Source organism: Nonomuraea insulae, assembly GCF_042656245.1.
Genome location: NZ_JBHSPA010000062.1, coordinates 67,428 through 87,199 on the forward strand (window position 1 = coordinate 67,428; position 19,772 = coordinate 87,199).

Below are 19,772 nucleotides of genomic sequence, written 5' to 3' on the forward strand. Positions count from 1 at the left end.
CGGGCACGGAAGATCGAAAAGAACCCTAGGAACGATCAAAGCCAGGTCGGGAATCCATCCCTGACCTGGCTCTTTCAGTCTGGAGCGGGTGACGGGAATCGAACCCGCGCTGTCAGCTTGGGAAGCTGATGTTCTACCATTGAACTACACCCGCGCACGACCCGAAGTCGCGTCCCTACTGTATCGGAAACTTGGCGCACTTCAGCAATCCCAGCCCCGCACACTTCCAACCCGACCGGTAAGTTGCTCACCGTGTTGCTATCTGACCGTGACATCCTTGCTGAGCTCGACGCCGGACGTCTCTCCCTGGAACCGTTCGATCCGGACATGATTCAGCCTTCCAGCATCGACGTACGGCTCGACCGCTTCTTCCGGGTGTTCGAGAACCATCGCTACCCGCACATCGACCCGTGCGAGGAGCAGCCGGATCTCACGCGGATGGTGGAGCCGAACGGGGATGACCCGTTCATCCTGCATCCGGGGGAGTTCGTGCTGGCCTCCACGTACGAGGTCATCTCCCTGCCCGACGATCTGGCCTCGCGGTTGGAGGGGAAGAGTTCGCTGGGGCGGCTCGGGTTGCTGACGCATTCGACGGCCGGGTTCATCGATCCGGGGTTCAGCGGGCATGTGACGCTGGAGTTGTCGAACGTGGCGACGTTGCCGATCAAGCTCTGGCCGGGGATGAAGATCGGGCAGTTGTGCGTGTTCAGGCTCAGCTCGCCCGCCGAGCACCCGTACGGGTCCGACAAGTACGGCTCGCGCTACCAAGGCCAAAGGGGCCCGACCCCGTCGAGGTCGTTCATGAACTTTCACCGCACGAAGATATGATGAACAACAGATGAACAGCGCGGGAACAAGTAGCTGACTGAAGCCGGATCGCCCCATGGAAATGGGGCGTTCCAAAGGGCCCAGAAGCCGGTGCGAGCTGCAAAGAAGCCCCTAAAACTACGCAGATCAGCGGTGTTGCACAACATACGCCGGGTAGCCAGTAGGCGAAGGGGACATGAAGTTCGCATTTCGCCTGGTAAGCCATACCCTCTTCCACGGACCATCCCCGCACATCTGGAGAACGACGTGCGCCTGCGTCTCACGCCACGTGAGGACAGCTACTACGACCTGTTCGCCGACTCAGCGAACAACCTGGTCACGGCATCTCGTCTACTGGTAGAGATCATCAGTGACGGATCGGACAGGGAAGCCCTGGCCGAGAAGATGCGCGCTTGCGAGCACGCCGGTGACGAACGCACCCATGCGATCATGAACCGGCTCAACGAGAGCTTCATTACTCCGTTCGACCGCGAGGACATCTACCGGCTCGCCTCGAACCTTGACGACGTGATGGACGCCATGGAGGCCGCCTCCGACCTCATCGTGCTGTACCAGATCGATCACCTCCCCAAGGACGTCGTCCGGCAGGTGGAGGTGCTGGAGCGGGCAGCGGAGCTGACCGCCGAGGCCATGCCGCGCCTGCGGTCGATGAAGAACCTCAACGAGTACTGGATCGAGGTCAACCGCCTCGAGAACCAGGGCGACCAGGTCTACAGGAGGCTACTGGCCAAGCTGTTCAGCGGTGAGTACGACGCCCTCACCGTCATGAAGATGAAGGAGGTCGTCGACGCCCTCGAAGAGGCCGCCGACGCCTTCGAGCACGTGGCCAACACCGTCGAGTCGATCGCGGTCAAGGAAAGCTAGGCCTGGTAGTGAACCTCACGCTCGCCCTCGTCATCGGGGTGGTCGTCATCGCTCTGGCCTTCGACTACACCAACGGATTCCACGACGCGGCGAACGCTATCGCGACCTCCGTCTCGACCAGGGCCCTGACCCCCAGGGCCGCGTTGTTCATGGCCGCGGCGATGAACTTCATCGGCGCCCACCTGGGCACCCAGGTCGCCCAGACGGTCGGCGTAGGCATCATCGACGCTCCGGACGGCTCCCACGGCCTGGTCATCGTGGCCTCGGCACTGATCGGCGCGATCTGCTGGAACCTGATCACCTGGTATTTCGGCCTGCCCTCCTCCTCCAGCCACGCTCTCATCGGTGGCCTGGTGGGCGCCGCGCTGGCCTCGGCCAGCCTGGTGCACTGGGACGGCGTCGTCGAGAAGGTCGTCATCCCGATGGTCCTGTCACCGCTGATCGGGTTCTCCCTGGCCGCGGCGATCATGATCGCAATTTATTGGATCTTCCGCAACAGCCAGCCCGGCAAGACCAACCGCGGCTTCCGCTACGCGCAGACCGTCTCGGCCGCCGCCATGGCGCTCGGGCACGGGCTGCAGGACGCACAGAAGACGATGGGTGTGATCTTCCTGGCCCTCACCGTCGGCGGGTTCGCCGAGCCGACGGATCCCATCCCTCAATGGGTCATCCTGGCCGCCGCCGGGGCGATCTCGCTCGGAACGTACGCGGGTGGCTGGCGCATCATGCGCACGCTCGGACGGCGCATCATCGCGCTGAACCCGCCCCAGGGGTTCGCCGCGGAGGCGGCGGCGGCGACCGTCCTGTACGCGGCCGCCATCGGATTCGGGGCGCCCGTCTCCACCACGCACACGATCACGACGGCGATCATGGGCGTGGGGGCCACCAAGCGGATCAGCGCCGTGCGGTGGGGGGTCGCGGGCAACATCGTGACCGCCTGGGTCCTGACCATCCCGGCCGCCGCCGTCGTGGCCGCCGTGTCCTACTTCATCCTCCACGCCATCGTCGAAAGCTGACCGCCAGGACGACACGCCCTCGCCGAAGGCCGACCGTCAGGGCAACATGCCATCGTCAAAGGCTGACCGTCAGGACGACACGCCCGCGCCGAAGGCCGACCTTCAGGACAACACGCATCGTCGAACGCTGACAGTCAGGACAAGTCGCCGTGAACGCCAACGCCGCCGTTCACACCAGCTCAGCCCTCCGGGGCGTACATCACGTCCACGTCCCATCGGTTGAACCCGAGGGACTCATACAGCCGAATCGCCGCCGTGTTGGTCTCGTCCACGTACAACATCGCCTGGGCGAGACCACGCGAGCGCAGATGACTCAGCCCGGCCAGGGTGAGGACTTTGCCCAGGCCGGTGCCCTGCTGGGAGGGATCCACGCCGACCACGTACACCTCCCCGAGGGGTTCGTGACCGTGGTCGGAGGAGCCGTGGATCTTCGTCCAGTGGAAGCCGACAAGGCGCTCGTCCCGGAAGGCCAGGAAGAAGCCCTCCGGGTCGAACCAGGGCTCCTGCTCGCGCCGCAGGAGGTCGTCCACGGTCCAGTCGCCCTGCTCCGGGTGGTGGGCGAAGGCGGCGGCGTTGACCTTGAGCCAGGCCTCCTCGTCCCTCCCGGGGACGAACGTACGCAGGTCCACCCCGTCCGGCAGCGTGTACGCCGTCAGCGGCGCGAAGAGGGAGCGGCGCATCTGCCAGAGGGAGCGGACCCGTTCGAAGCCGAAGGAGGCGGCGAGCGCGCCCGCGCCCGTGTGGTCGCCGTGGGCCCAGAGGCGTGGCCTGCCGTTCGTCAGCTCCATGACGGCGCTCAGCAGGCGCGCCCCGTGCCCCTGGCGGCGGTGGGCCGGGTGGATGACCAGCTCGACGCTCGGCCCCTCGACCTCGTCCGTCGGATCGACGTGCGCGTAGCCGGCCAGCGCGTCCCCCGCGTACAGCAGCAGCGATCGGGCCCGCGGATCGCCTCCGTACCGTAGGTGGAGCATCACGTGCTCGTTGAGCGGGCGGACGCCGTCGGCCTCCGTCGCCGCCTCCACCAGGGCGAGCACCCCGTCGACCTGCCGGTCGTCCAGCCGTTCGCCGGCCTCTACCCGCACGCTCACAGAACCTCCTCCGTCGGCTCCGTGAGTGAACTGCCGCGTTCCATTGTTCGTTCGCTTCGCTCTCTCACGAAACGAACTCTAGGCGTATGACTGGCAAATAACGCCATGTGACAGCCCGGCAAATCGTTACCTTTGCGACATTGGCTGCATAGGTTACCGCCGTAACGTCTTAGGCCATGACGTCTCGTTCCTTCCTCCGGCTGGTGCTGGCCGGAGCCGTCGCTTCGGGGGCGGTTCTGTTCGCCACCCTCCCGGCGAACGCGAGCAAAGCGCCCAATACGGTCCCCGTCCGGCTGCTCGCGCTCAACGACTTCCACGGCAACCTCGAACCCCCCACCGGCTCCTCCGGTCGCATGGTGGACGAGAACGGCAACACGGTCGACGCCGGAGGCGCGGCCTACGTGGCCACGCACATGAAGGCCCTGGCCGACGGGAACACCATCGCCGTCGCCCAGGGCGACCTCATCGGGGCCTCGCCGCTGACCTCGGCGGCCTACCACGACGAGCCGTCGATCGAGTTCCTGGACAAGGTGGGGCTCAAGGTGGCCGCGGTCGGCAACCACGAGTTCGACGAGGGCTACACCGAGCTGCGCCGGATCATGAACGGCGGGTGCCACCCGGTGGACGGCTGCTCGCCCGCCGGGACGTGGAAGGGCGCCAAGTTCGACTACGTCGGCGCGAACGTCCTGTTCAAGAACCCGAACGAGAAGACCGACGCGCTGGCCGCCCTCGGCGGGTCGAACTCGCCCCAGGTCAAGCAGGCCCTGTCCGACTGGGGCGTGCCCGCGCTGCCGCCGGTCAGCATCCAGTGGATGAACGGCGTGCCGATCGGCTTCATCGGGCTGGTCACGCAGACGACGCCGAACATCGTCGGGAGCGAGGGCATCAAGGACCTCAAGTTCGTGGACGAGGTCAAGGCCGCGAACGTGGCCTCCAAGCTGCTCAAGCTGGTGGGCGTGAAGGCACAGGTCATCCTGGTGCACGAGGGTGACCAGGTGACGGCGAACCAGTCGCCCGACGCCTGCAGCGCCGTCCCCGGGGCGGGCAACCGCATCGCCACGCAGGTGGACGCCGAGATCGACCTCATCCTGAGTGGCCACTCGCACCAGGCGTACCTGTGCAAGGTCAAGGACCCGGCGGGCAACGAGCGTGTGTATTCGCAGGGTGGCTCGTTCGGGCGGGTCATCACGCAGATCGACATGAAGGTGAACGCCAAGACGCGGGACATCGACCGCGCCTCGGTCGTGGCGGACAATCACGTCGTGACGCGTACGGTCGCCGCGGATCCTGAGATTTCGGCGTTCGTACAGACGTGGAAGGACCGCGTCGCGCCCGTCGCCAACAAGACGGCCGGCACGATCAGCGCCGACATCACGAACGCGGCCGCGCCCTCCGGCGAGTCCCCGCTCGGCAATCTGATCGCCGACGGCCAGCTCGCCGGCACGAAGACGGGCGGAAGCGCCCAGATCGCGCTGATGAACCCCGGCGGTGTACGGGCGTCGCTGACCTACGCCACCTCCCCGGCGAACGAGGGCGACGGCGTCGTCACCTACGGCGAGGCGTTCACCGTGCAGCCGTTCAACAACCTGATGCAGGTCGTCACGCTGACGGGCGCCCAGCTCAAGACGGTGCTGGAGCAGCAGTTCCCCGGCGGGCCCAACAACCAGGCGTTCGCCAAGATCCTGCAGCCGTCGGCGAACTTCACCTACACCTACAGCCGGAACGCCGCCTGGGGCTCCAAGGTCTCCGGCATGACGATCGACGGGGTGGCGGTGACGGACGCGCAGCAGATCCGGGTCGCGGCCAACAACTTCCTGGTGGGCGGCGGCGACGCGTTCCTCGCCTTCAGGGACGGCACGGACCTGTGGAGCGGGCCGCTGGACATCGACGCCTTCGTCGAGCAGCTCGGCAGGGACAACCCGATCGCCCCTCCGGCCACCAACCGCATCACCGTCGTCGACTGACCGACATGGGGCCCGTCTTCCAGGAGGCGGGCCCTACCGTTTCCAGGCCAGCCACTTCTGCTCGATCTCCGCGTCCAGGTCCACCCCGTGGTTGCGGGCCATGAGCACCACGTGACACAGCACGTCGGCCAGCTCCGCGCGGAAGTCGGCCGCCAGTTGCTCCTCCGTGCGGCCCTTCTTCCTGGCCCGGCCCGTGAGCATGAGGAAGGCCTGGGTCAGCTCTCCGACCTCCTCCTGCAGTTTGAGCAGGAACCAGGTGTCGTCCCGCTCGATGCCGAGCTTGTCCGCGTACCGATGCGAGATGGGCTCGATCTCGTCAGAGAGCTCGCGCAGATCCATGCGGGAGAGTCTAGGTCTCCTCGTGCAGCGGCAGGACGGCCACCAAACGGGCTCCGGGCGAGTGGTCGGCGATGGTGAGGGTGCCGCCGTGAGCCGCGGCGATCTCCCTGGACAGGGGCAGCCCGAGGCCGCTGCCGCCCTTCTCCTTGGCCCTGGCGTTCTCCAGCCGGGTGAACCGCTCGAACACCCGCTCCCTGTCCTGCGGCGGGATCCCGTCACCGTCGTCGGTCACCGTCACGACCACCCGGTCCCCCCGCACCGCCACCTCCACCTCGATCCGCGTCGCCGCGTGCCTGACGGCGTTGTCGAGGAGGTTCGTCAGGAGGCGGTCGAGCTGCAGCGGCGAGCCGTGGACCGGGGCGTTCCCGCACGACAGGTCGACGAGGATGGGCACCCTGGCGCCCTCGCGACGGCGTACGTGATCTTCCACCAGGCGGCACATGTCCACCACGCGGCGCTGCGGAACGGCGCCCGCGTCGAGCCTGGCCAGCATCAGGAGCTCGTCGATGATGCTGGTGAGGCGTTCCGCGGCGCTCAGGGCCCGCGCGCCGGTGGCCGCCCAGTCCGTTTCGTCCGGGTAGGCGTTGGCCACCTCCAGCTGGGCCCTGAGCGCCGCGATGGGGCTGCGCAGCTCGTGCGAGGCGTCGGCGATGAAGCGGCGCTGGGTCTCGGCCGAGCGTTCGAGCCGGTCGAGGGTGTGGTTGGTGGTGGCCGCCAGGTCGGCGATCTCGTCGCCGCTGTCCGGTACGGGGACGCGCCGGCTGAGGTCCCTGCCGGTGATCTCGGCCAGCTCGGAGCGGATGCGTTCGACCGGGCGCAGGGCCGACCTGATCGCGGACCAGGTGAGGCCGCCGACGGCCAGCAGCACGAGCGGAGTGCCGAGGTAGACCAGCAGCTGGACCCACACGAGCGCCCGGTCGATGTCGACGAGGGAGGCGGCCCCGTAGACGGTGGCGGGGCCCTGGGGTGTGCGCACGGTCAGGGCCATCACCAGGTAGCGGGTCTCGGGCTCGTCCGACCGCTGTGGCGGCTCCAGCTCGGCTGTCACGAGGCTCTCGTACTCGCGGGGACGCAACTTCGTGATGCGCGGGTCCTGGGGGAAGGACGGGCTGGAGGCGAGCACCTGACCGGTCGAGGAGACCACGCGGAGAAGTCGTACGCGGGTCGGCGTCTCCAGCACGCGGGGCAGATCCCCCAAACGCGCCTGGCTCGCCACCCGGCGCACGGCCAGCTCGACCCTGGCGCGGACGGCTCCCTCCAGGTTGTCCGGCACCGTGGCGAGCGTGAGGGCGGCCGCGGCGGTGAAGACGACGCCGGCGACCAGGGTCGCGATCGTGGTCAGGCGCGCCCGGATCGTGCGCGGAAAGAACCGTGTCACCATCCCACCCCACCCTCCATACGTCACTGTCAGTGACATTTACCCTTGGCGAGCGTTCGCAACATGATGCGCGCTGATCTGGGCTTATGAGATAAGAGTCGCGCGCCCGTGGATACGCTCCGCGACTTTCGCTCCTGGCGATTCCGCTGACGGCGTGCACGCCTTCCGCGCGAGGGTCGCGAGGGCCAGGGTGATGCCATGAAGGTTCTGGTGCTGGGTGGCACGGAGTTCGTGGGGCGGGCGTTCGTCGATGAGGCGCTGGCGCTGGAGTGGCAGGTGACGGTCTTCAACCGGGGCAGCCACGCGCCGCCCGCGGGGGTGACGGCGCTACGCGGCGACCGGTCCGCGCCCGGCGGGCTGGCGGCGCTGGAGCACGACGAGTGGGACATGGTGGTGGACACCTGGTCGTGGGCGCCCTCCGCGGTCAGGGACACGGCGGCGCTGCTGGCGGGGCGGGCCGGTCACTACGTCTACGTCTCCAGCCGGTCGGTCTACGCCGATCCCGTGCCGTTCGGGGCGTCCGAGAGCGCGCCCGTGGTGCCCGCCTCGGCCGACGACGGCGACGGTGACTACGCGCGGAACAAGGCGGGGGCGGAGCTGGGGGCCGTGGCCGCGTTCGGGGATCGGGCGCTGCTGGCCAGGGCCGGGCTGATCCTCGGGCCCTACGAGAACGTCGGGCGGCTGCCGTGGTGGCTCGGCCGGATCGCCCGGGGCGGCCCTGTGGTCGCGCCCGCGCCCGGCGAGGCGGGGCTCCAGTACATCGATGCCCGCGACCTGGCCCGATGGTGCCTGGAGGCGGGGGCGCGCGGCGTCGGCGGGGCCTTCAACGTGGTGAGCCCGCCGGGGTTCACGACCATGCGGGAGCTGCTCGACGCGTGCGTGAAGGCGACGGGGTCCGATGCCGAGCTGCGCTGGATCGAGGCGGAGCGGCTGCTGGCGGCCGGGGCGGAGCCGTGGATCGGGCTGCCGATCTGGCTGGTGGGCGACGACTACGACTTCATGCACGGGGGCGATGTGTCCAAGGCGGTGGCGGAGGGGCTGCGGCTGCGGCCGATGGAGGAGACGGTGACCGACACGTGGGCCTGGTTGAGCGGCCTCGGCGGCGTGGCGCCGATGCGCCCTGACCGCCCGCTCAAGGGGCTCGACCCGGCGGTGGAGGCCAGGCTCCTCTCATGAGCGGATGAGGTCGTAGACGGCGGCCGACAGGGCGATGAGGATCGAGACGATCACGACGATGAGCCCGTGCCTGAAGGCCGTCGCCCACCCTTCGCCCAGTGACCCGAAGAACGTCGTGCCCGCCGCCGCGATCCCGAAGGCCGAGCCCAGCCGCTGCCCCGTCTGCAACACCCCGGCCGCGCTCCCCCCGCCCTCGGGCGGCACCTCCGACAGCGTGATGGCCTGGTTGGGCGAGATGACCAGGCCGCTGCCCATGCCCGCGAGCAGCAACGGCAGCGCGGTCGCCCAGCCCACCGCCTGTCCCGGCACCAGCAGGGTGGCAGCCATGGTGGCGAGCAGCCCGATGATCACCATCGTCAGCCCGATGGCGACCAGCCGCCGCCCCATCCGCGTGACGAGGTGGCCGCCGAGCATGGCGGCGGAGGCCGAGCCGACCGCGAACGGGGTGATCGACAGCCCGGCCAGCAGGGGGCTGTAGCCGTGACCGTTCTGCAGGTACAGCGTGAAGATGAAGAAGATGCCGGTGAAGCCGGAGAAGTAGAACAGCGCGATGGCCGCGCCCAGGCTGTAGGAACGTTTGCGGAAGAGCGCCAGGTTCACCAGCGGCTCGCGCCGGTAGAACCGCTCCCAGGTGACGAACCCGCCCAGCACCACCAGCGCGGCGGGGACGAGCAACCACTTGGCCGTCCCCTCCCACTGGTGCCGCTGGATGAACGGCAGCAGCAGCCCCGCCACACCGATCCCCAGCAGGAGCACGCCCACGGGGTCCATGCTCTCCCCCCGCCGGTGCACCGGTTGCGGGCGCGGCAGCAGCTTCCAGGCCAGCGGCAGCAGCACCATCCCGATCGGCACGTTCACCAGGAACACCCACCGCCACCCCTGCTCAGGCCCGAACACGGTGACCAGGGCGCCGCCGATGAGCGGCCCCGCGGCCGTGGACACGCCGATGGTGGCGCCGAGCGCGCCGAAGGCCCGGCCCCGCTCGTACCCCTGGAACATCTGCTGGATCAGCCCCGAGACCTGCGGGTTCAGCATCCCGGCCGCCATGCCCTGGATGAGGCGGGAGACGATGAGGACGTTCATGTCCCAGGCGAGGCCGCAGAAGGCGCTGGAGAGGGTGAAGCCCACCACGCCCACCATGAAGATCTTCCGGCGGCTCCTGGCGTCTCCCAGCCGTCCCGCGGGGACCAGGAGGAGGCCGAAGGTCAGCGCGTACCCGGACAACGTCCACTGCAGCCCGTCCTCCGTCGCGTGCAGGCCCTCGCGGATCGACGGCAGCGCGACGTTGACGATGCTCACGTCGAGCCCCGTCATGAACGCGGACACCAGGCACACGGCCAGCGCGCGTTTTCGCGTGTCGAACCGGGAAGCCCCCATCATCGCGCTGATGATTCCCTGTAAATCGGGAAATATCGCCCACCAATGATTTCTTTGCCGCGGCCGCCCGGGTACCGTCCGATCATGGGCACGATGGCGGTCGAGCAGAACGGCATCAACGCGGTTCCCGAGGGCGAGCGGCGCGGCCGGCCGCGCGATCTGTTCTGGCCCTGGGCCGGCTCCAACCTGTCGCTGTTCGGGGTGGCCTTCGGCGTCTACATCGTCGGGCTCGGGCTCGGCGTGGTGCCCGCGATCATCACCGGCGCCGTCGGGTACGCGCTGTCGTTCCTGCTCGTCGGCCTGGTCGCCATCGGGGGCTCCCGCTCAGGCGTGCCGACGATGACGCTGGGGCGGGCGCCGTTCGGCTACCAGGGCAACAAGCTGCCCACTCTCTTCTCCTACGTCTCGAACGTCGGCTGGGAGATCGTGCTCGTCACGCTCTCGGCGCAGGCGGGCGCGGAGATCCTCAAGCGGCTCGCGCCCGGTCTCCCGGTCACGACGACCACGGCCGTCTGCTTCGCCGTCGCGGCCCTGGTGGTGATCGCGGTCGGCGTGTACGGGCACGCGATGATCATGCTGGTCCAGCGCTACCTGACGTACGTGTTCGTCGTGCTGACCGTCGTCTACATGATCCTCATGGTCCCGAGGCTCGGCGGCTCGCTGCAGACCACGGCCGGACCCGGCGGCTGGGTCGGCGGGATCATCTTCGCCATGACCCTGCTCGGCCTGGGCTGGGTCAACTGCGGCGCCGACTACTCCCGCTACCTGCCCACGGGCTCCTCCTCCCGCTCGGTGGCCCTGTGGACGACGCTCGGGGGCGCGCTGCCGCCGATGGTGCTGCTCGTGTTCGGCGTGCTGCTGGCGGGCGGCGATCCGAAGCTGGCCGAGGCGGCGGGGGCCAATCCGGTGGGGGCGCTGGCGCAGGCGCTGCCGACCTGGTTCCTGCTGCCTTACCTGCTGACCGCGATCGGCGGGTTCCTGGCCGGGGCGATCATGGACATCTACTCCTCCGGGCTGTCGATGCTGGCGCTGGGTGTGCCCGTCAGGCGGCACTACGCGGTGCTGATCGACGGGCTGCTCATGGTGCTCGGCGGCTACTACCTGCTGTTCGTCTCCACCAGCTTCCTGGCCACCTTCCAGGCGTTCCTGGCGATCGCCGGCGTGGTGATGGCGGCCTGGGTCGCGATCTTCCTGGTGGACATGTGGCGGTTGCGGGCGGGCGGCAGGGCGTACGACGAGGGGGTGCTGCGGCCCGGCGCGCCAGCGTTCAACTGGCAGGGGCTGGTGTCGCTGGTCGTGGCGTCGATCGTGGGGCTCGGGCTGATCACCTCGGCGGACGCGAACATCGCCAGGATCGTCGGCTTCCTGATGAGTGATGAGCTGAAGGACGGCACGTTCGGGTTCGCGAACATCGGCGTGGCCATCGCGCTCGTCCTGGCCGGAGTCCTGTACTACGCGATCACCGCCATCGTGCGGCCCAGGACCGCGCGGGAGGTTACTCTTGGTGAGTAATGATGGACGTTCCGTTGCGCCTGTTGAGCTGGGCGGTGCACGCCACGGCCTATGGGCTGCTGGCTATGGCCGCGGTCGTCGCGCTGCGTGATGACCACGTGGCCGTCGCCGCCGGAGGCGCGCTGCTCGCCCTGCTCTACTCCTGTGGCCCGACGTTGCAGGGCCGTGAGATCGCCAGGAGGGTGTGGCTGGGCCTGGTGACCGCCGGATGGGCGGTGCTGGCCGTGGCGGCGCCGTCGTTCGTGTGGCTGGCGTTCCCGCTGCTGTTCGCCTACCTGAACGTGTTGCCCCTGTGGGGCGCGATGTTCGGCGTGGCGGTGCTGACCTCGGCGGCGATCCTGGCGGCGGCCTGGCACGCGGGCGAGCTGACCCTGCCGCTGCTGGTCGGGCCCGGGGTGGCGGCGGTCGTGGTGACGCTGCTCGCGCTCGCCTGCAAGGCACTGCGCGCCGAGACGGACGGCTAGGCACGCGTCCGCAAAGCGCTGCGCGCCGAGACGGGCGGTCAGGGCCTGTGCGGAGTCGGATCTTCAGGCCGGTCTAGGCCGTCACGATGGCGAAGTCCGGCGCCGGCCGGTCCAGCACCGCCACCAGTCGCTGCAGCACGCTCGTGTCCCCCTCGCGCTCGACGCCCTCCACCCCCTTGCCCGCCAGCAGCCCGACGAGCTGAGCCTTGGTCAGCCGCAACGTCAGGTCGGCGCCCCCGTCGGGCGGGGCGGGCTGCTGGATGAACGCGCCGTTCGACAACGTCGTACGGTGCCGCTCCCCCAGGTCGGTCAGGTCCCAGTCGATGGCCAGCCGCTCGTGCCAGGCCCGTGGCCCGTTCACGCGGATGGCGATCGAGTCGAAGATCTGCTCCACGCTCAGCGCGGCGAGGACGTCGGGCGAGCCGGGCGCCATGGCGGCGGGCAGGATACCGTCGGCCAGCTCCAGTGCGCCCATGAGGTAGAAGTTGCGCCAGGTGGCGTTCTCGGCGCCGTGGCCGAGCCGGGTGTAGACCTCGGCCAGCAGGTCGCGGGCCTCCTTGTTGCCCTCGTCCGCGAAGACGGCGTGGTTGAGGAGCTGGGCGGCGAAGCGCAGGTCGTTCTCGTCGATGTAGCGCCTGGCGAACGCGACCACGGCCGCGCCGCCGCCGAGGCACTCGACGTACCGGATCGCGCTCTCCCGCGGCGGGTGCTCCCACAGGTGTGCCGGGTTGCCGTCGAACCAGCCCAGGTAGCGCTGGTAGATGGCCTTGACGTTGTGGCTGAGCGAGCCGTAGTAGCCGTGCGTGTGCCAGACCTGCTCCAGTTCGGGCGGCATGTGGACGGCCTCGGCGATCTCGGGGGCGGTCAGGCCCTGGTTGAGCAGGCGCAGGGTCTGGTCGTGCAGGTAGGCGTACAGGTCGCGCTGCTGGGCGAGAAAGCGCTCTATCCGGTCGTGGCCCCACGTGGGCCAGTGATGCGCGGCGAAGGCCACTTCGGCCCGGCCGCCGAACAGGGCGATGGCCTCGGTCAGTTGGCGCGCCCAGGCCCGTACGTCGCGGACCGCGCCGCCGCCCAGGGGCAGGAGGTTGTGCTGGTTGTGCGTGGCGTTCTCGGCCAGGCAGAGGGCGCGGCGGTCGGGGAGCAGGAAGTTCATCTCGGCGGGGGCCGTGAGCTGGAAGAGCATCCGCACCCCATCGATCGTCTCCTCCTGGCCGGTACGCGTGACCTCGATCGTGGGCGGGATGAGGGACACGGTGCCCGTCGAGGCGGTCATGCCGGGCCCCGCGCCGATCTGACCCTCCGGGGAGCGGGGCAGGGCGGGAGCGTACATGTAGACGGCACGGCGGGTCATGGCGAAGCCCGCGTAGACGTTGTCGGTGACCGCGTTCTCCATGAAGCCGGCGGGGGCCAGGATCGGCACGCCGCCGCCGGTGACGCCGCGTACGCCGCCGTAGTGGTCGGCGTGGGCGTGGGTGTAGATCACGCCGGTGACGGGGCGGTCGCCGCGGTGGGCACGGTACAGCTTGAGGGCGGCGGCGGCGCACTCGGTGGAGATGAGCGGGTCGATGACGACGACGCCGTGCTCGCCCTCGACCAGCGTCATGTTCGACAGGTCCAGGCCGCGTACCTGGTAGATGCCGTCCGTGACCTCGTACAGGCCCTGTCTGGCGCAGAGCGCGCCCTGCCGCCAGAGGCTGGGGTGGGCCGTGGCGGGGCAGTCACCCTGGAGGAAGTCGTAGGAGTCGTTGTCCCACACGACCCGGCCGTCCATGGTTTTGATCACGGCGGGGGTGAGTTTGGCGATGAAGCCGCGGTCCGCGTCCTCGAAGTCGCCCCTGTCGTGAAATGGAAGGTCTGCCATGCCAAGCGGCATGCCCCACAATCTGGGCAAATAGCTCAATAAAGGCTCTAAATAGGGCAAGTAGATGTGATTGGCTGGTCGCGTGGAAGCGTGCGTGTTCGACCTCGACGGTGTGCTGGTGGACTCCGAACCGGTGTGGGAGGAGGTGCGCCGGGCGTTCGTCGCGGACCACGGCGGCACCTGGCAGCCCGACACACAGTCGAGGCTCATGGGCATGAGCACCGCCGAATGGGCCTCCTACCTGCGTGAACTCGGTGTTCGGATGGAACCTGACGACATCGCGCGCGGTGTGGTTGCGGAGATGGCGGACCGTTACCGGGACGGGGTGCCGCTGATGCCGGGGGCCGTGGAGGCCGTACGCCGTCTGTCGGCGGATCTCCCGCTGGGGCTGGCCAGTTCGTCCCCACGGCGGCTGATCGACGTGGTGCTGGACGCGGCCGGGCTGAAGGAGTGCTTCGCGGCCACCGTGTCCACCGAGGAGGTGCCGCGCGGCAAGCCGGCGCCCGACGGCTACCTGGAGGCGGCGCGGCGGATGGAGGTCGATCCGCACGGCTGCGTGGCGGTCGAGGACTCCAGCAACGGACTGCGCTCGGCGTACGCGGCCGGCATGCGGGTGATCGCCGTGCCGCACCCCCGCTACCCGCCCGCGCCCGACGCGCTGGCCCTTGCCTGGCGCGTACTGCCCGATCTCGACGCGCTCACACCGGGGTCGCTCTCGTAAGACGTCACCTGCGGTGGCTACGATTACGGAATCGTGCGAGACATCACGGTTTTCAGCGGCAGCGCCCACCCCGAACTGGCTGAGGAGATCTGCGCCCACCTGCGCACCCCACTGCATCCCGTCCAACTCAACCGCTTCGCCAATGACGTGCTCGAAGTGCAACTCCAGGCCAACTGCCGCGAGCGTGACGTGTTCCTCATCCAGCCGCTCGTGCCGCCCGTGCAGGAGCACCTGGTCGAGTTGCTGCTCATGCTCGACGCCGCGCGCGGCGCCTCCGCGGCCAGGACCACCGTGGTGATGCCTCACTACGCCTATGCGCGCAGCGACAAGAAGGACGCCCCGCGCATCTCGATCGGGGCGCGCCTGGTGGCCGACCTGATGGTGGCCGCCGGCGCCAACCGGTTCCTGGCCATGACGCTGCACTCGCCGCAGGTGCACGGCTTCTTCAGCGTCCCCGTGGACCACCTGCACGCGCTGCGCGAACTGGCCGCGCACTTCCGCCGGTACGACCTGTCGAACACGGTCGTCGTCTCCCCCGACCTCGGCAACGCCAAGGAGGCCGCCCACTTCGCCCGCCTGCTCGGCACCGGAGTCGCGATGGGCGCCAAGCAGCGCTTCAGCGACGACCGCGTGGTGATCAGCTCGGTGATCGGCGAGGTGACGGGCAAGGACGTGATCATCCTGGACGACGAGATCGCCAAGGGCAGCACGGTCATCGAGCTGCTCGACCGGCTGCGCGAGCAGCGGGTCCGTTCGGTACGGGTGGCCTGCACGCACGGCCTGTTCGCCGGCGGGGCGATCGAGCGGCTGAGCGAGCTGCCCGAGGTCGAGGAGATCGTCTGCACCAACACGGTGCCGCCGCCCAAGCCCAGCGACAAGCTCACCGTGCTCTCCATCGCGCCCGCCCTGGCCGAGGCCATGCGCCGCATCCACGACGGAGAATCGGTCAGCGCCCTGTTCAGTACATCCTGAGGATCTGCCCCGTCACCCGCCGTCCCTGATGCGAGGCCAGGAACGTGATCACTTCGGCCACGTCCTCGGGCTGGGCGATCTCACGCAGGACATCGCTGGCCGCGACCGCCTTCTCGACCTCCTCGTTGATCCAGCCGGTGTCGGTGACGGGCGGGTAGACCATGTTGGCCGTGATGCCGTATTGGCCGAGCTCATGCGCGGCCGACATGGTGTAGTTCTCCTGGGCCGCCTTCGCCGCGCCGTAGCTGACCTCGGTCGGGAAGCCGTTCGGGCCGCCTGAGGTCAGGCCGATGATGCGGCCCCAGCTCGCGCCGCGTGCCTGGTGCCGCCGCGCGAACTCGGCGATCAGCAGCGCCGGGGCCCGCACGTCCACCGCGAACTGCCGCTCGTGCGTCTCGGCGTCCACCATGCGCAGCGGACGGCCGAAGCTGTCGCGCCCGGCGGGCGTGAAGGTGTTGCCGAGCGAGCCGCTGGCGTTGTTGACCAGGATGTCCACCGGCCCGAACGCCTTCTCCGCCTGGTCGAACAGGGCCTCCGGGCTCCGCGTGTCGACCAGGTCGGCCTCGGCCGCCTCCGCCGCGCCGCCCGCCGCGCGGATGCGCGCCACCACCTCGTCGGCGCTCCCGGCCCGCGCCTTGTCGTAGGCGTCCGGATAGGCCGGTTCGTTCAGGGGTTCGAGCCGCTTGTACGTCAGGAAGACCGCGACACCCTCGGCCGCCAGCGCGATCGCGGTCGCGGCGCCGATGCCGTGATTGGCGCCTGTGATCAGCGCGACCTTTCCTGTCAGCCGTGAATCGATCATAGTTGCCATCATGCACGCAGCGACCGAACGCCTGCTAAGGGATTTTCTCGAGGGTGTCGAACCGGCAGTTCCCCTGGTCGCGGTCTGGGCGCACGGCTCCTTGGCGGCCGGCGACTACCAGCCTGGGCGCAGCGACCTCGACCTGGTCGCGGTGCTCGACCGCCCTCCGACGATGGACCACTGGCGCCGGATCAAGGCGGCCCATCGCCGGCTCCGGCTCCCCCTGACCGAGCACCTGCACTGCTCGTACATGGCCAGGCAGGAACTTGAGGACCTCTCGGCCGAGCACATCACGTGGGCGTTCGGGCAGATCTTCCGCCGCCCGGTCAGCGCGGTGACGCGACGCGAGCTGCACAACGGGGCCAGGGTCCTGCACGGGCCGCCGCCGGACGGGTTACTGCCGCCGGTGTCGGAGGAGGAGCTGACCCACTACGTCCGCACCGATCTGCGTGACTACTGGCTCGTCAAGGCCCAGGCGCGGCGGCGCTGGCTGCAGGACGTCTGGGTGGACCTGGGCATGCTGACGGTCGCCAGGGCCACGGTCACCCTGCGGGAGGGGCGGCTGATCAGCAAGCTGGAGGCGCTCGACGTACTGAACGACCTGGGGGCGCCGGAGATCGTGGTGGCCGACATCCGCGCCCGCCGGTACGACTCGCCCCCGCCGGTGCTGAGCCGGTTCAGGCGGGCGCGGCTGGCGCGCGCGTTCGTCAAGACGGCGATCAGGCGGGCCCTGGCCTGATCGCACCCCATCTCAGCAGGAAGGATGGCAATGCGGGGCTCGTTTGTTAGGTGCATAGTGTTAGCGCGAAAGAGCACCTGAACCCGGGAAAGGGCGGCAAATGGGGGAAAGCAGGCAGTCCTATCTGGTGGCAGCGGCGTCGGCGGTGACGCTCCTGCGCGATCCGGCCGTGTCCGGATCGTGGGACAAGCCGAGCGCGCTCATGGAGTTCAGCGTCGCGGGGCTGGCCGGGCATGTGGCTCACCAGCTCGTCAGGGTCGGCGACGTGCTCGTACCGCATGGGGAGGTCCAGGAGCCGATCCCGCTCATCGAGCACTTCTCGCGCTCGCCGTGGGTGCAGGCGGGGCTTGAGCACGAGAGCAACCTGAGCGTCAGGCGCGGCGGCGAGGCGGCCGCGGCCGCCGGGCCCGCGGTGCTGGTCGAGCGGGCTCAGGCGCTGCTGGAGATGCAGAGCGCGGCGCTGGCCGCCGAGCCCGCCGATCGGGTCGTGCACCTGCCGTGGTCGGGCTGGTCGCTGCGGCTGGACGACTTTCTGCTGACCCGGCTCGTGGAGCTGGTCGTGCACTCCGACGACCTGGCGGCCAGTGTGGGGGTGGAGACTCCCGAGCTGCCCGCGTCGGTGATCGAGCCGGTGGTGGAGCTGCTGGCCCGGCTCGCCGTGCACCGCCACGGGCCCACGGCGGTCATCCGCACCCTCAGCCGCGCCGAACGCGCACCGGCCACCATCAGCGCCTTCTAGCACCTCGGGGAAGGGCACGGCCGGCTGCGGACCCCCTGGAGGCTGTCGGCCGGGCTGCAAACTTTAGGGGAAGAGTGCGACCCGCCGTGGGGCTCAGCTGGTGATCATGCGTAGGGCCGCGGACACTTCGCGGCCCGAGAGGGCGCTGGCCGGGTCGAGGAGCCACTGCGACAGGAAGCCCGTCAGCAGGGCCTGGTAGAGCGTCCCGGTGAGCCGCTCGCGCTCGGGATCGGTGCCCTGCGCCACCCCCTCGAACAGCTCGGCCAGCCCCAGCCGCGCCTCCCCGATGCCGCGGACGAGCTGCTCCCGCACCTCCGGCACGTGGTCGATCTGCCCGAGCAGCTCGAACTGCGTCACCCACAGCGGCCGCAACCTCGCGAACGACTCCACCACCCGGTCCCAAGCCGCCTCGAACCGCTCCAGCGGCGTCGCGTCGGCCTTGACGTCGGCCGCCAGGGTCGCCGCCAGCTCATCGCCCCACTCCTGCATGGCCTCGAACAGCGCCTCGTTCATCAGCGCTTCCTTGGACTTGAAGTGGTAACCGATGCCCGCCAGGCTCACGCCGGAAGCGCCGGCGATGTCTCGCGCCGTCGTGCGCGAGTAGCCCTTCTCGATCAAGCACCGCTTCGCACCGGCCAGCAGGTCTTCCCTGTTTCCCATGCGCAAAAGCCTAGCACAAGCGTACTAGACAAGCGTCTTAGACAGATGTACCGTCATCGGCATGACAAACATTCTCATCTCAGGCGCAAGCATCGCCGGCACGGCGACGGCATACTGGCTGCGGCGGCACGGCTTCACCGTGACCGTGGTCGAGCGGGCCCCCGCGATCCGCGAGGGCGGCTACAAGGTGGACATCCGCGGGGCGGCGCTCAAGGTCATCGAGCGCATGGGCTTACTGGACGCGGTCCGCGCCAGGAGCACGGAGATGCGCGTCGCCACCCACTACGACGCCAAGGGCCGCCCGGTGGCCACCTTCGACGCCGACCTGTTCGGCGGGCGCACGGGCGACGACGTCGAGATCATGCGCGGCGACCTCAACGAGCTCCTGTACGACCTGACCCGCGACGACGTCGAATACCTCTTCGACGACTCCATCACCGGCATCGCCGAGGACGGCACGGTGACGTTCGAGCGCTCCGAGCCGCGCGGGTTCGACCTGGCCGTCGGGGCCGACGGCGCCCACTCCGTCACCCGGCGGATCGCCTTCGGCGAGGAGTCGCAGTTCGCCCGCGACCTGGGCTACTACATCTCGATCTGCACCGTGCCCAACACGCTGCGCCTGGACCGCGAGGAGGCCATGCACGCCACCGTGGGCAGGACCGCGAACGTCTACAGCACCCGCCAGGACACCGGCGCCAAGGCCCTGTTCATGTGGTCGTCGGAGCCGCTGGCCTACGACCACAGGGACGTCGCCGGGCAGAAGGAGCTGCTGACGCGGGCCATGGACGGGGTCGGGTGGCGGGTTCCCGAACTGCTGGAGGCGGTGCGGGAGGCCAAGGACTTCTACTTCGACTCGGTCAGCCAGATCCACATGGACCGCTGGTCGAAGGGGCGCGTCGTGCTGGTGGGCGACGCCGGTTACTGCGCCTCGCCGGCCTCGGGGCAGGGCACGAGCCTGGCCCTCGTGGGGGCGTACGTGCTGGCGGGCGAGCTGGCCGCGGGGGACGGCCTGGAGGGGTACGAGCGGGAGCTGCGGCCGTTCGTCGAGGCCAACCAGGCACTGGGGCCCGCGAACGTCAAGGGCATGGTCATCGGATCACGGGTGGCGCTGTGGTTCCAGCTCAAGATGATCAAGCTGCTCCCCCGGCTGCCCGGCCGGGACCGGATGGTCGAGCGGGTGACCGGCCCGATCGCCCGAGCGGCGAACGCCATCGAGCTCAAATCCTACGTGGAATAAAGCGTTCCGTTCTGGTATTCTGATATCAGAACATT

The 19,772-nt window shown here is 69.3% G+C and carries 19 protein-coding genes and 1 tRNA gene; 12 read left to right on the forward strand and 8 right to left on the reverse strand.

Features of this window, described 5'->3' with window-relative positions:
* Positions 1-80: 80 nt before the first annotated feature.
* Positions 81-154: transfer RNA gene (locus ACFPZ3_RS45810), tRNA-Gly, on the reverse strand.
* A gap of 98 nt (positions 155-252) precedes the next feature.
* Between ACFPZ3_RS45810 and dcd the strand changes: the two genes are divergently transcribed.
* The 3 genes from dcd to ACFPZ3_RS45825 all read left to right on the forward strand — a co-directional run bounded on the left by dcd (position 253) and on the right by ACFPZ3_RS45825 (position 2,708).
* Complete coding sequence (gene dcd, locus ACFPZ3_RS45815) at positions 253-828, forward strand: dCTP deaminase (RefSeq protein ID WP_379520691.1); 576 nt, start codon at positions 253-255, stop codon at positions 826-828.
* Positions 829-1,074: 246 nt separating this feature from the next.
* On the forward strand, positions 1,075-1,692 hold the full coding sequence (locus ACFPZ3_RS45820; protein WP_106243913.1) for a DUF47 domain-containing protein: 618 nt from the start codon (positions 1,075-1,077) through the stop codon (positions 1,690-1,692).
* A gap of 8 nt (positions 1,693-1,700) precedes the next feature.
* Complete coding sequence (locus ACFPZ3_RS45825; protein WP_379520692.1) at positions 1,701-2,708, forward strand: inorganic phosphate transporter; 1,008 nt, start codon at positions 1,701-1,703, stop codon at positions 2,706-2,708.
* 179 nt (positions 2,709-2,887) lie between these two features.
* Here ACFPZ3_RS45825 and mshD read toward each other — a convergent pair whose 3' ends face one another.
* Positions 2,888-3,796, reverse strand: coding sequence for a mycothiol synthase (gene mshD / locus ACFPZ3_RS45830; RefSeq protein WP_379520693.1), 909 nt, complete (start codon positions 3,794-3,796; stop codon positions 2,888-2,890).
* Between the two features lie 176 nt (positions 3,797-3,972).
* Between mshD and ACFPZ3_RS45835 the strand changes: the two genes are divergently transcribed.
* Positions 3,973-5,760: a bifunctional metallophosphatase/5'-nucleotidase gene (locus ACFPZ3_RS45835; RefSeq protein ID WP_379520694.1), complete on the forward strand. Its 1,788-nt coding sequence runs from the start codon at positions 3,973-3,975 to the stop codon at positions 5,758-5,760.
* A 33-nt stretch (positions 5,761-5,793) separates the two neighbouring features.
* Here ACFPZ3_RS45835 and ACFPZ3_RS45840 read toward each other — a convergent pair whose 3' ends face one another.
* Together ACFPZ3_RS45840 and ACFPZ3_RS45845 are read right to left on the reverse strand one after the other, a co-directional pair.
* Complete coding sequence (locus tag ACFPZ3_RS45840; RefSeq protein WP_379520695.1) at positions 5,794-6,099, reverse strand: nucleoside triphosphate pyrophosphohydrolase family protein; 306 nt, start codon at positions 6,097-6,099, stop codon at positions 5,794-5,796.
* 10 nt (positions 6,100-6,109) lie between these two features.
* Positions 6,110-7,480, reverse strand: coding sequence for a sensor histidine kinase (locus ACFPZ3_RS45845; protein WP_379520696.1), 1,371 nt, complete (start codon positions 7,478-7,480; stop codon positions 6,110-6,112).
* A 195-nt stretch (positions 7,481-7,675) separates the two neighbouring features.
* On the opposite strand from ACFPZ3_RS45845, the gene ACFPZ3_RS45850 reads away from it, so the two are divergent.
* Positions 7,676-8,653, forward strand: a complete 978-nt coding sequence (locus ACFPZ3_RS45850) for an NAD-dependent epimerase/dehydratase family protein (RefSeq protein WP_379520697.1) — start codon at positions 7,676-7,678, stop codon at positions 8,651-8,653.
* Here ACFPZ3_RS45850 and ACFPZ3_RS45855 read toward each other — a convergent pair.
* On the reverse strand, positions 8,648-10,033 hold the full coding sequence (locus tag ACFPZ3_RS45855) for an MFS transporter (protein WP_379520698.1): 1,386 nt from the start codon (positions 10,031-10,033) through the stop codon (positions 8,648-8,650). The genes ACFPZ3_RS45850 and ACFPZ3_RS45855 overlap by 6 nt on opposite strands.
* Positions 10,034-10,114: 81 nt before the next feature.
* Between ACFPZ3_RS45855 and ACFPZ3_RS45860 the strand changes: the two genes are divergently transcribed.
* Both ACFPZ3_RS45860 and ACFPZ3_RS45865 read left to right on the forward strand, forming a co-directional pair.
* Positions 10,115-11,542, forward strand: a complete 1,428-nt coding sequence (locus ACFPZ3_RS45860; protein ID WP_379520699.1) for a purine-cytosine permease family protein — start codon at positions 10,115-10,117, stop codon at positions 11,540-11,542.
* A gap of 2 nt (positions 11,543-11,544) precedes the next feature.
* Entirely contained in the window at positions 11,545-12,006 is a 462-nt protein-coding gene (locus ACFPZ3_RS45865; RefSeq protein ID WP_379520700.1) for a hypothetical protein, read from the forward strand.
* Positions 12,007-12,079: 73 nt separating this feature from the next.
* Here the strand turns inward: ACFPZ3_RS45865 and ACFPZ3_RS45870 are convergent, their stop codons facing one another.
* Positions 12,080-13,867 (reverse strand): alkyl/aryl-sulfatase, encoded by a 1,788-nt coding sequence (locus ACFPZ3_RS45870; protein ID WP_379520701.1) that lies wholly within the window; start codon positions 13,865-13,867, stop codon positions 12,080-12,082.
* Between the two features lie 94 nt (positions 13,868-13,961).
* Here ACFPZ3_RS45870 and ACFPZ3_RS45875 point away from each other — a divergent pair, with 94 nt between their 5' ends.
* Both ACFPZ3_RS45875 and ACFPZ3_RS45880 read left to right on the forward strand, forming a co-directional pair.
* Positions 13,962-14,588: an HAD family hydrolase gene (locus ACFPZ3_RS45875; RefSeq protein WP_379520702.1), complete on the forward strand. Its 627-nt coding sequence runs from the start codon at positions 13,962-13,964 to the stop codon at positions 14,586-14,588.
* A gap of 33 nt (positions 14,589-14,621) precedes the next feature.
* Complete coding sequence (locus ACFPZ3_RS45880) at positions 14,622-15,560, forward strand: ribose-phosphate diphosphokinase (RefSeq protein ID WP_379520703.1); 939 nt, start codon at positions 14,622-14,624, stop codon at positions 15,558-15,560.
* On the opposite strand, the gene ACFPZ3_RS45885 is transcribed toward ACFPZ3_RS45880, so the two are convergent.
* Positions 15,547-16,362, reverse strand: a complete 816-nt coding sequence (locus ACFPZ3_RS45885) for an SDR family NAD(P)-dependent oxidoreductase (RefSeq protein WP_379520704.1) — start codon at positions 16,360-16,362, stop codon at positions 15,547-15,549. The genes ACFPZ3_RS45880 and ACFPZ3_RS45885 overlap by 14 nt on opposite strands.
* Before the next feature lie 10 nt (positions 16,363-16,372).
* Between ACFPZ3_RS45885 and ACFPZ3_RS45890 the strand changes: the two genes are divergently transcribed.
* Complete coding sequence (locus ACFPZ3_RS45890; protein WP_379520705.1) at positions 16,373-17,101, forward strand: nucleotidyltransferase domain-containing protein; 729 nt, start codon at positions 16,373-16,375, stop codon at positions 17,099-17,101.
* 100 nt (positions 17,102-17,201) lie between these two features.
* Positions 17,202-17,840, forward strand: coding sequence for a maleylpyruvate isomerase N-terminal domain-containing protein (locus ACFPZ3_RS45895; RefSeq protein ID WP_379520706.1), 639 nt, complete (start codon positions 17,202-17,204; stop codon positions 17,838-17,840).
* Positions 17,841-17,933: 93 nt separating this feature from the next.
* On the opposite strand, the gene ACFPZ3_RS45900 is transcribed toward ACFPZ3_RS45895, so the two are convergent.
* Complete coding sequence (locus ACFPZ3_RS45900) at positions 17,934-18,500, reverse strand: TetR/AcrR family transcriptional regulator (RefSeq protein WP_379520707.1); 567 nt, start codon at positions 18,498-18,500, stop codon at positions 17,934-17,936.
* A gap of 61 nt (positions 18,501-18,561) precedes the next feature.
* Between ACFPZ3_RS45900 and ACFPZ3_RS45905 the strand changes: the two genes are divergently transcribed.
* Entirely contained in the window at positions 18,562-19,737 is a 1,176-nt protein-coding gene (locus tag ACFPZ3_RS45905; RefSeq protein ID WP_379520708.1) for an FAD-dependent monooxygenase, read from the forward strand.
* The last annotated feature ends 35 nt before the right edge of the window (positions 19,738-19,772 follow it).

What these genes read in the sequence shown, in the direction of transcription:
- ACFPZ3_RS45835 (WP_379520694.1), top strand. Translation starts at nt 3,973, where the DNA reads ATGACGTCTCGTTCCTTCCTCCGGCTGGTGCTGGCCGGAGCCGTCGCT.
- ACFPZ3_RS45905 (WP_379520708.1), top strand. Translation starts at nt 18,562, where the DNA reads ATGACAAACATTCTCATCTCAGGCGCAAGCATCGCCGGCACGGCGACG.
- ACFPZ3_RS45885 (WP_379520704.1), bottom strand. Translation starts at nt 16,362, where the DNA reads ATGATCGATTCACGGCTGACAGGAAAGGTCGCGCTGATCACAGGCGCC.
- ACFPZ3_RS45855 (WP_379520698.1), bottom strand. Translation starts at nt 10,033, where the DNA reads ATGATGGGGGCTTCCCGGTTCGACACGCGAAAACGCGCGCTGGCCGTG.
- ACFPZ3_RS45845 (WP_379520696.1), bottom strand. Translation starts at nt 7,480, where the DNA reads ATGGTGACACGGTTCTTTCCGCGCACGATCCGGGCGCGCCTGACCACG.
- ACFPZ3_RS45900 (WP_379520707.1), bottom strand. Translation starts at nt 18,500, where the DNA reads ATGGGAAACAGGGAAGACCTGCTGGCCGGTGCGAAGCGGTGCTTGATC.
- ACFPZ3_RS45860 (WP_379520699.1), top strand. Translation starts at nt 10,115, where the DNA reads ATGGGCACGATGGCGGTCGAGCAGAACGGCATCAACGCGGTTCCCGAG.
- ACFPZ3_RS45850 (WP_379520697.1), top strand. Translation starts at nt 7,676, where the DNA reads ATGAAGGTTCTGGTGCTGGGTGGCACGGAGTTCGTGGGGCGGGCGTTC.
- ACFPZ3_RS45865 (WP_379520700.1), top strand. Translation starts at nt 11,545, where the DNA reads ATGGACGTTCCGTTGCGCCTGTTGAGCTGGGCGGTGCACGCCACGGCC.
- ACFPZ3_RS45870 (WP_379520701.1), bottom strand. Translation starts at nt 13,867, where the DNA reads ATGGCAGACCTTCCATTTCACGACAGGGGCGACTTCGAGGACGCGGAC.
- ACFPZ3_RS45895 (WP_379520706.1), top strand. Translation starts at nt 17,202, where the DNA reads ATGGGGGAAAGCAGGCAGTCCTATCTGGTGGCAGCGGCGTCGGCGGTG.
- ACFPZ3_RS45840 (WP_379520695.1), bottom strand. Translation starts at nt 6,099, where the DNA reads ATGGATCTGCGCGAGCTCTCTGACGAGATCGAGCCCATCTCGCATCGG.
- ACFPZ3_RS45890 (WP_379520705.1), top strand. Translation starts at nt 16,373, where the DNA reads ATGCACGCAGCGACCGAACGCCTGCTAAGGGATTTTCTCGAGGGTGTC.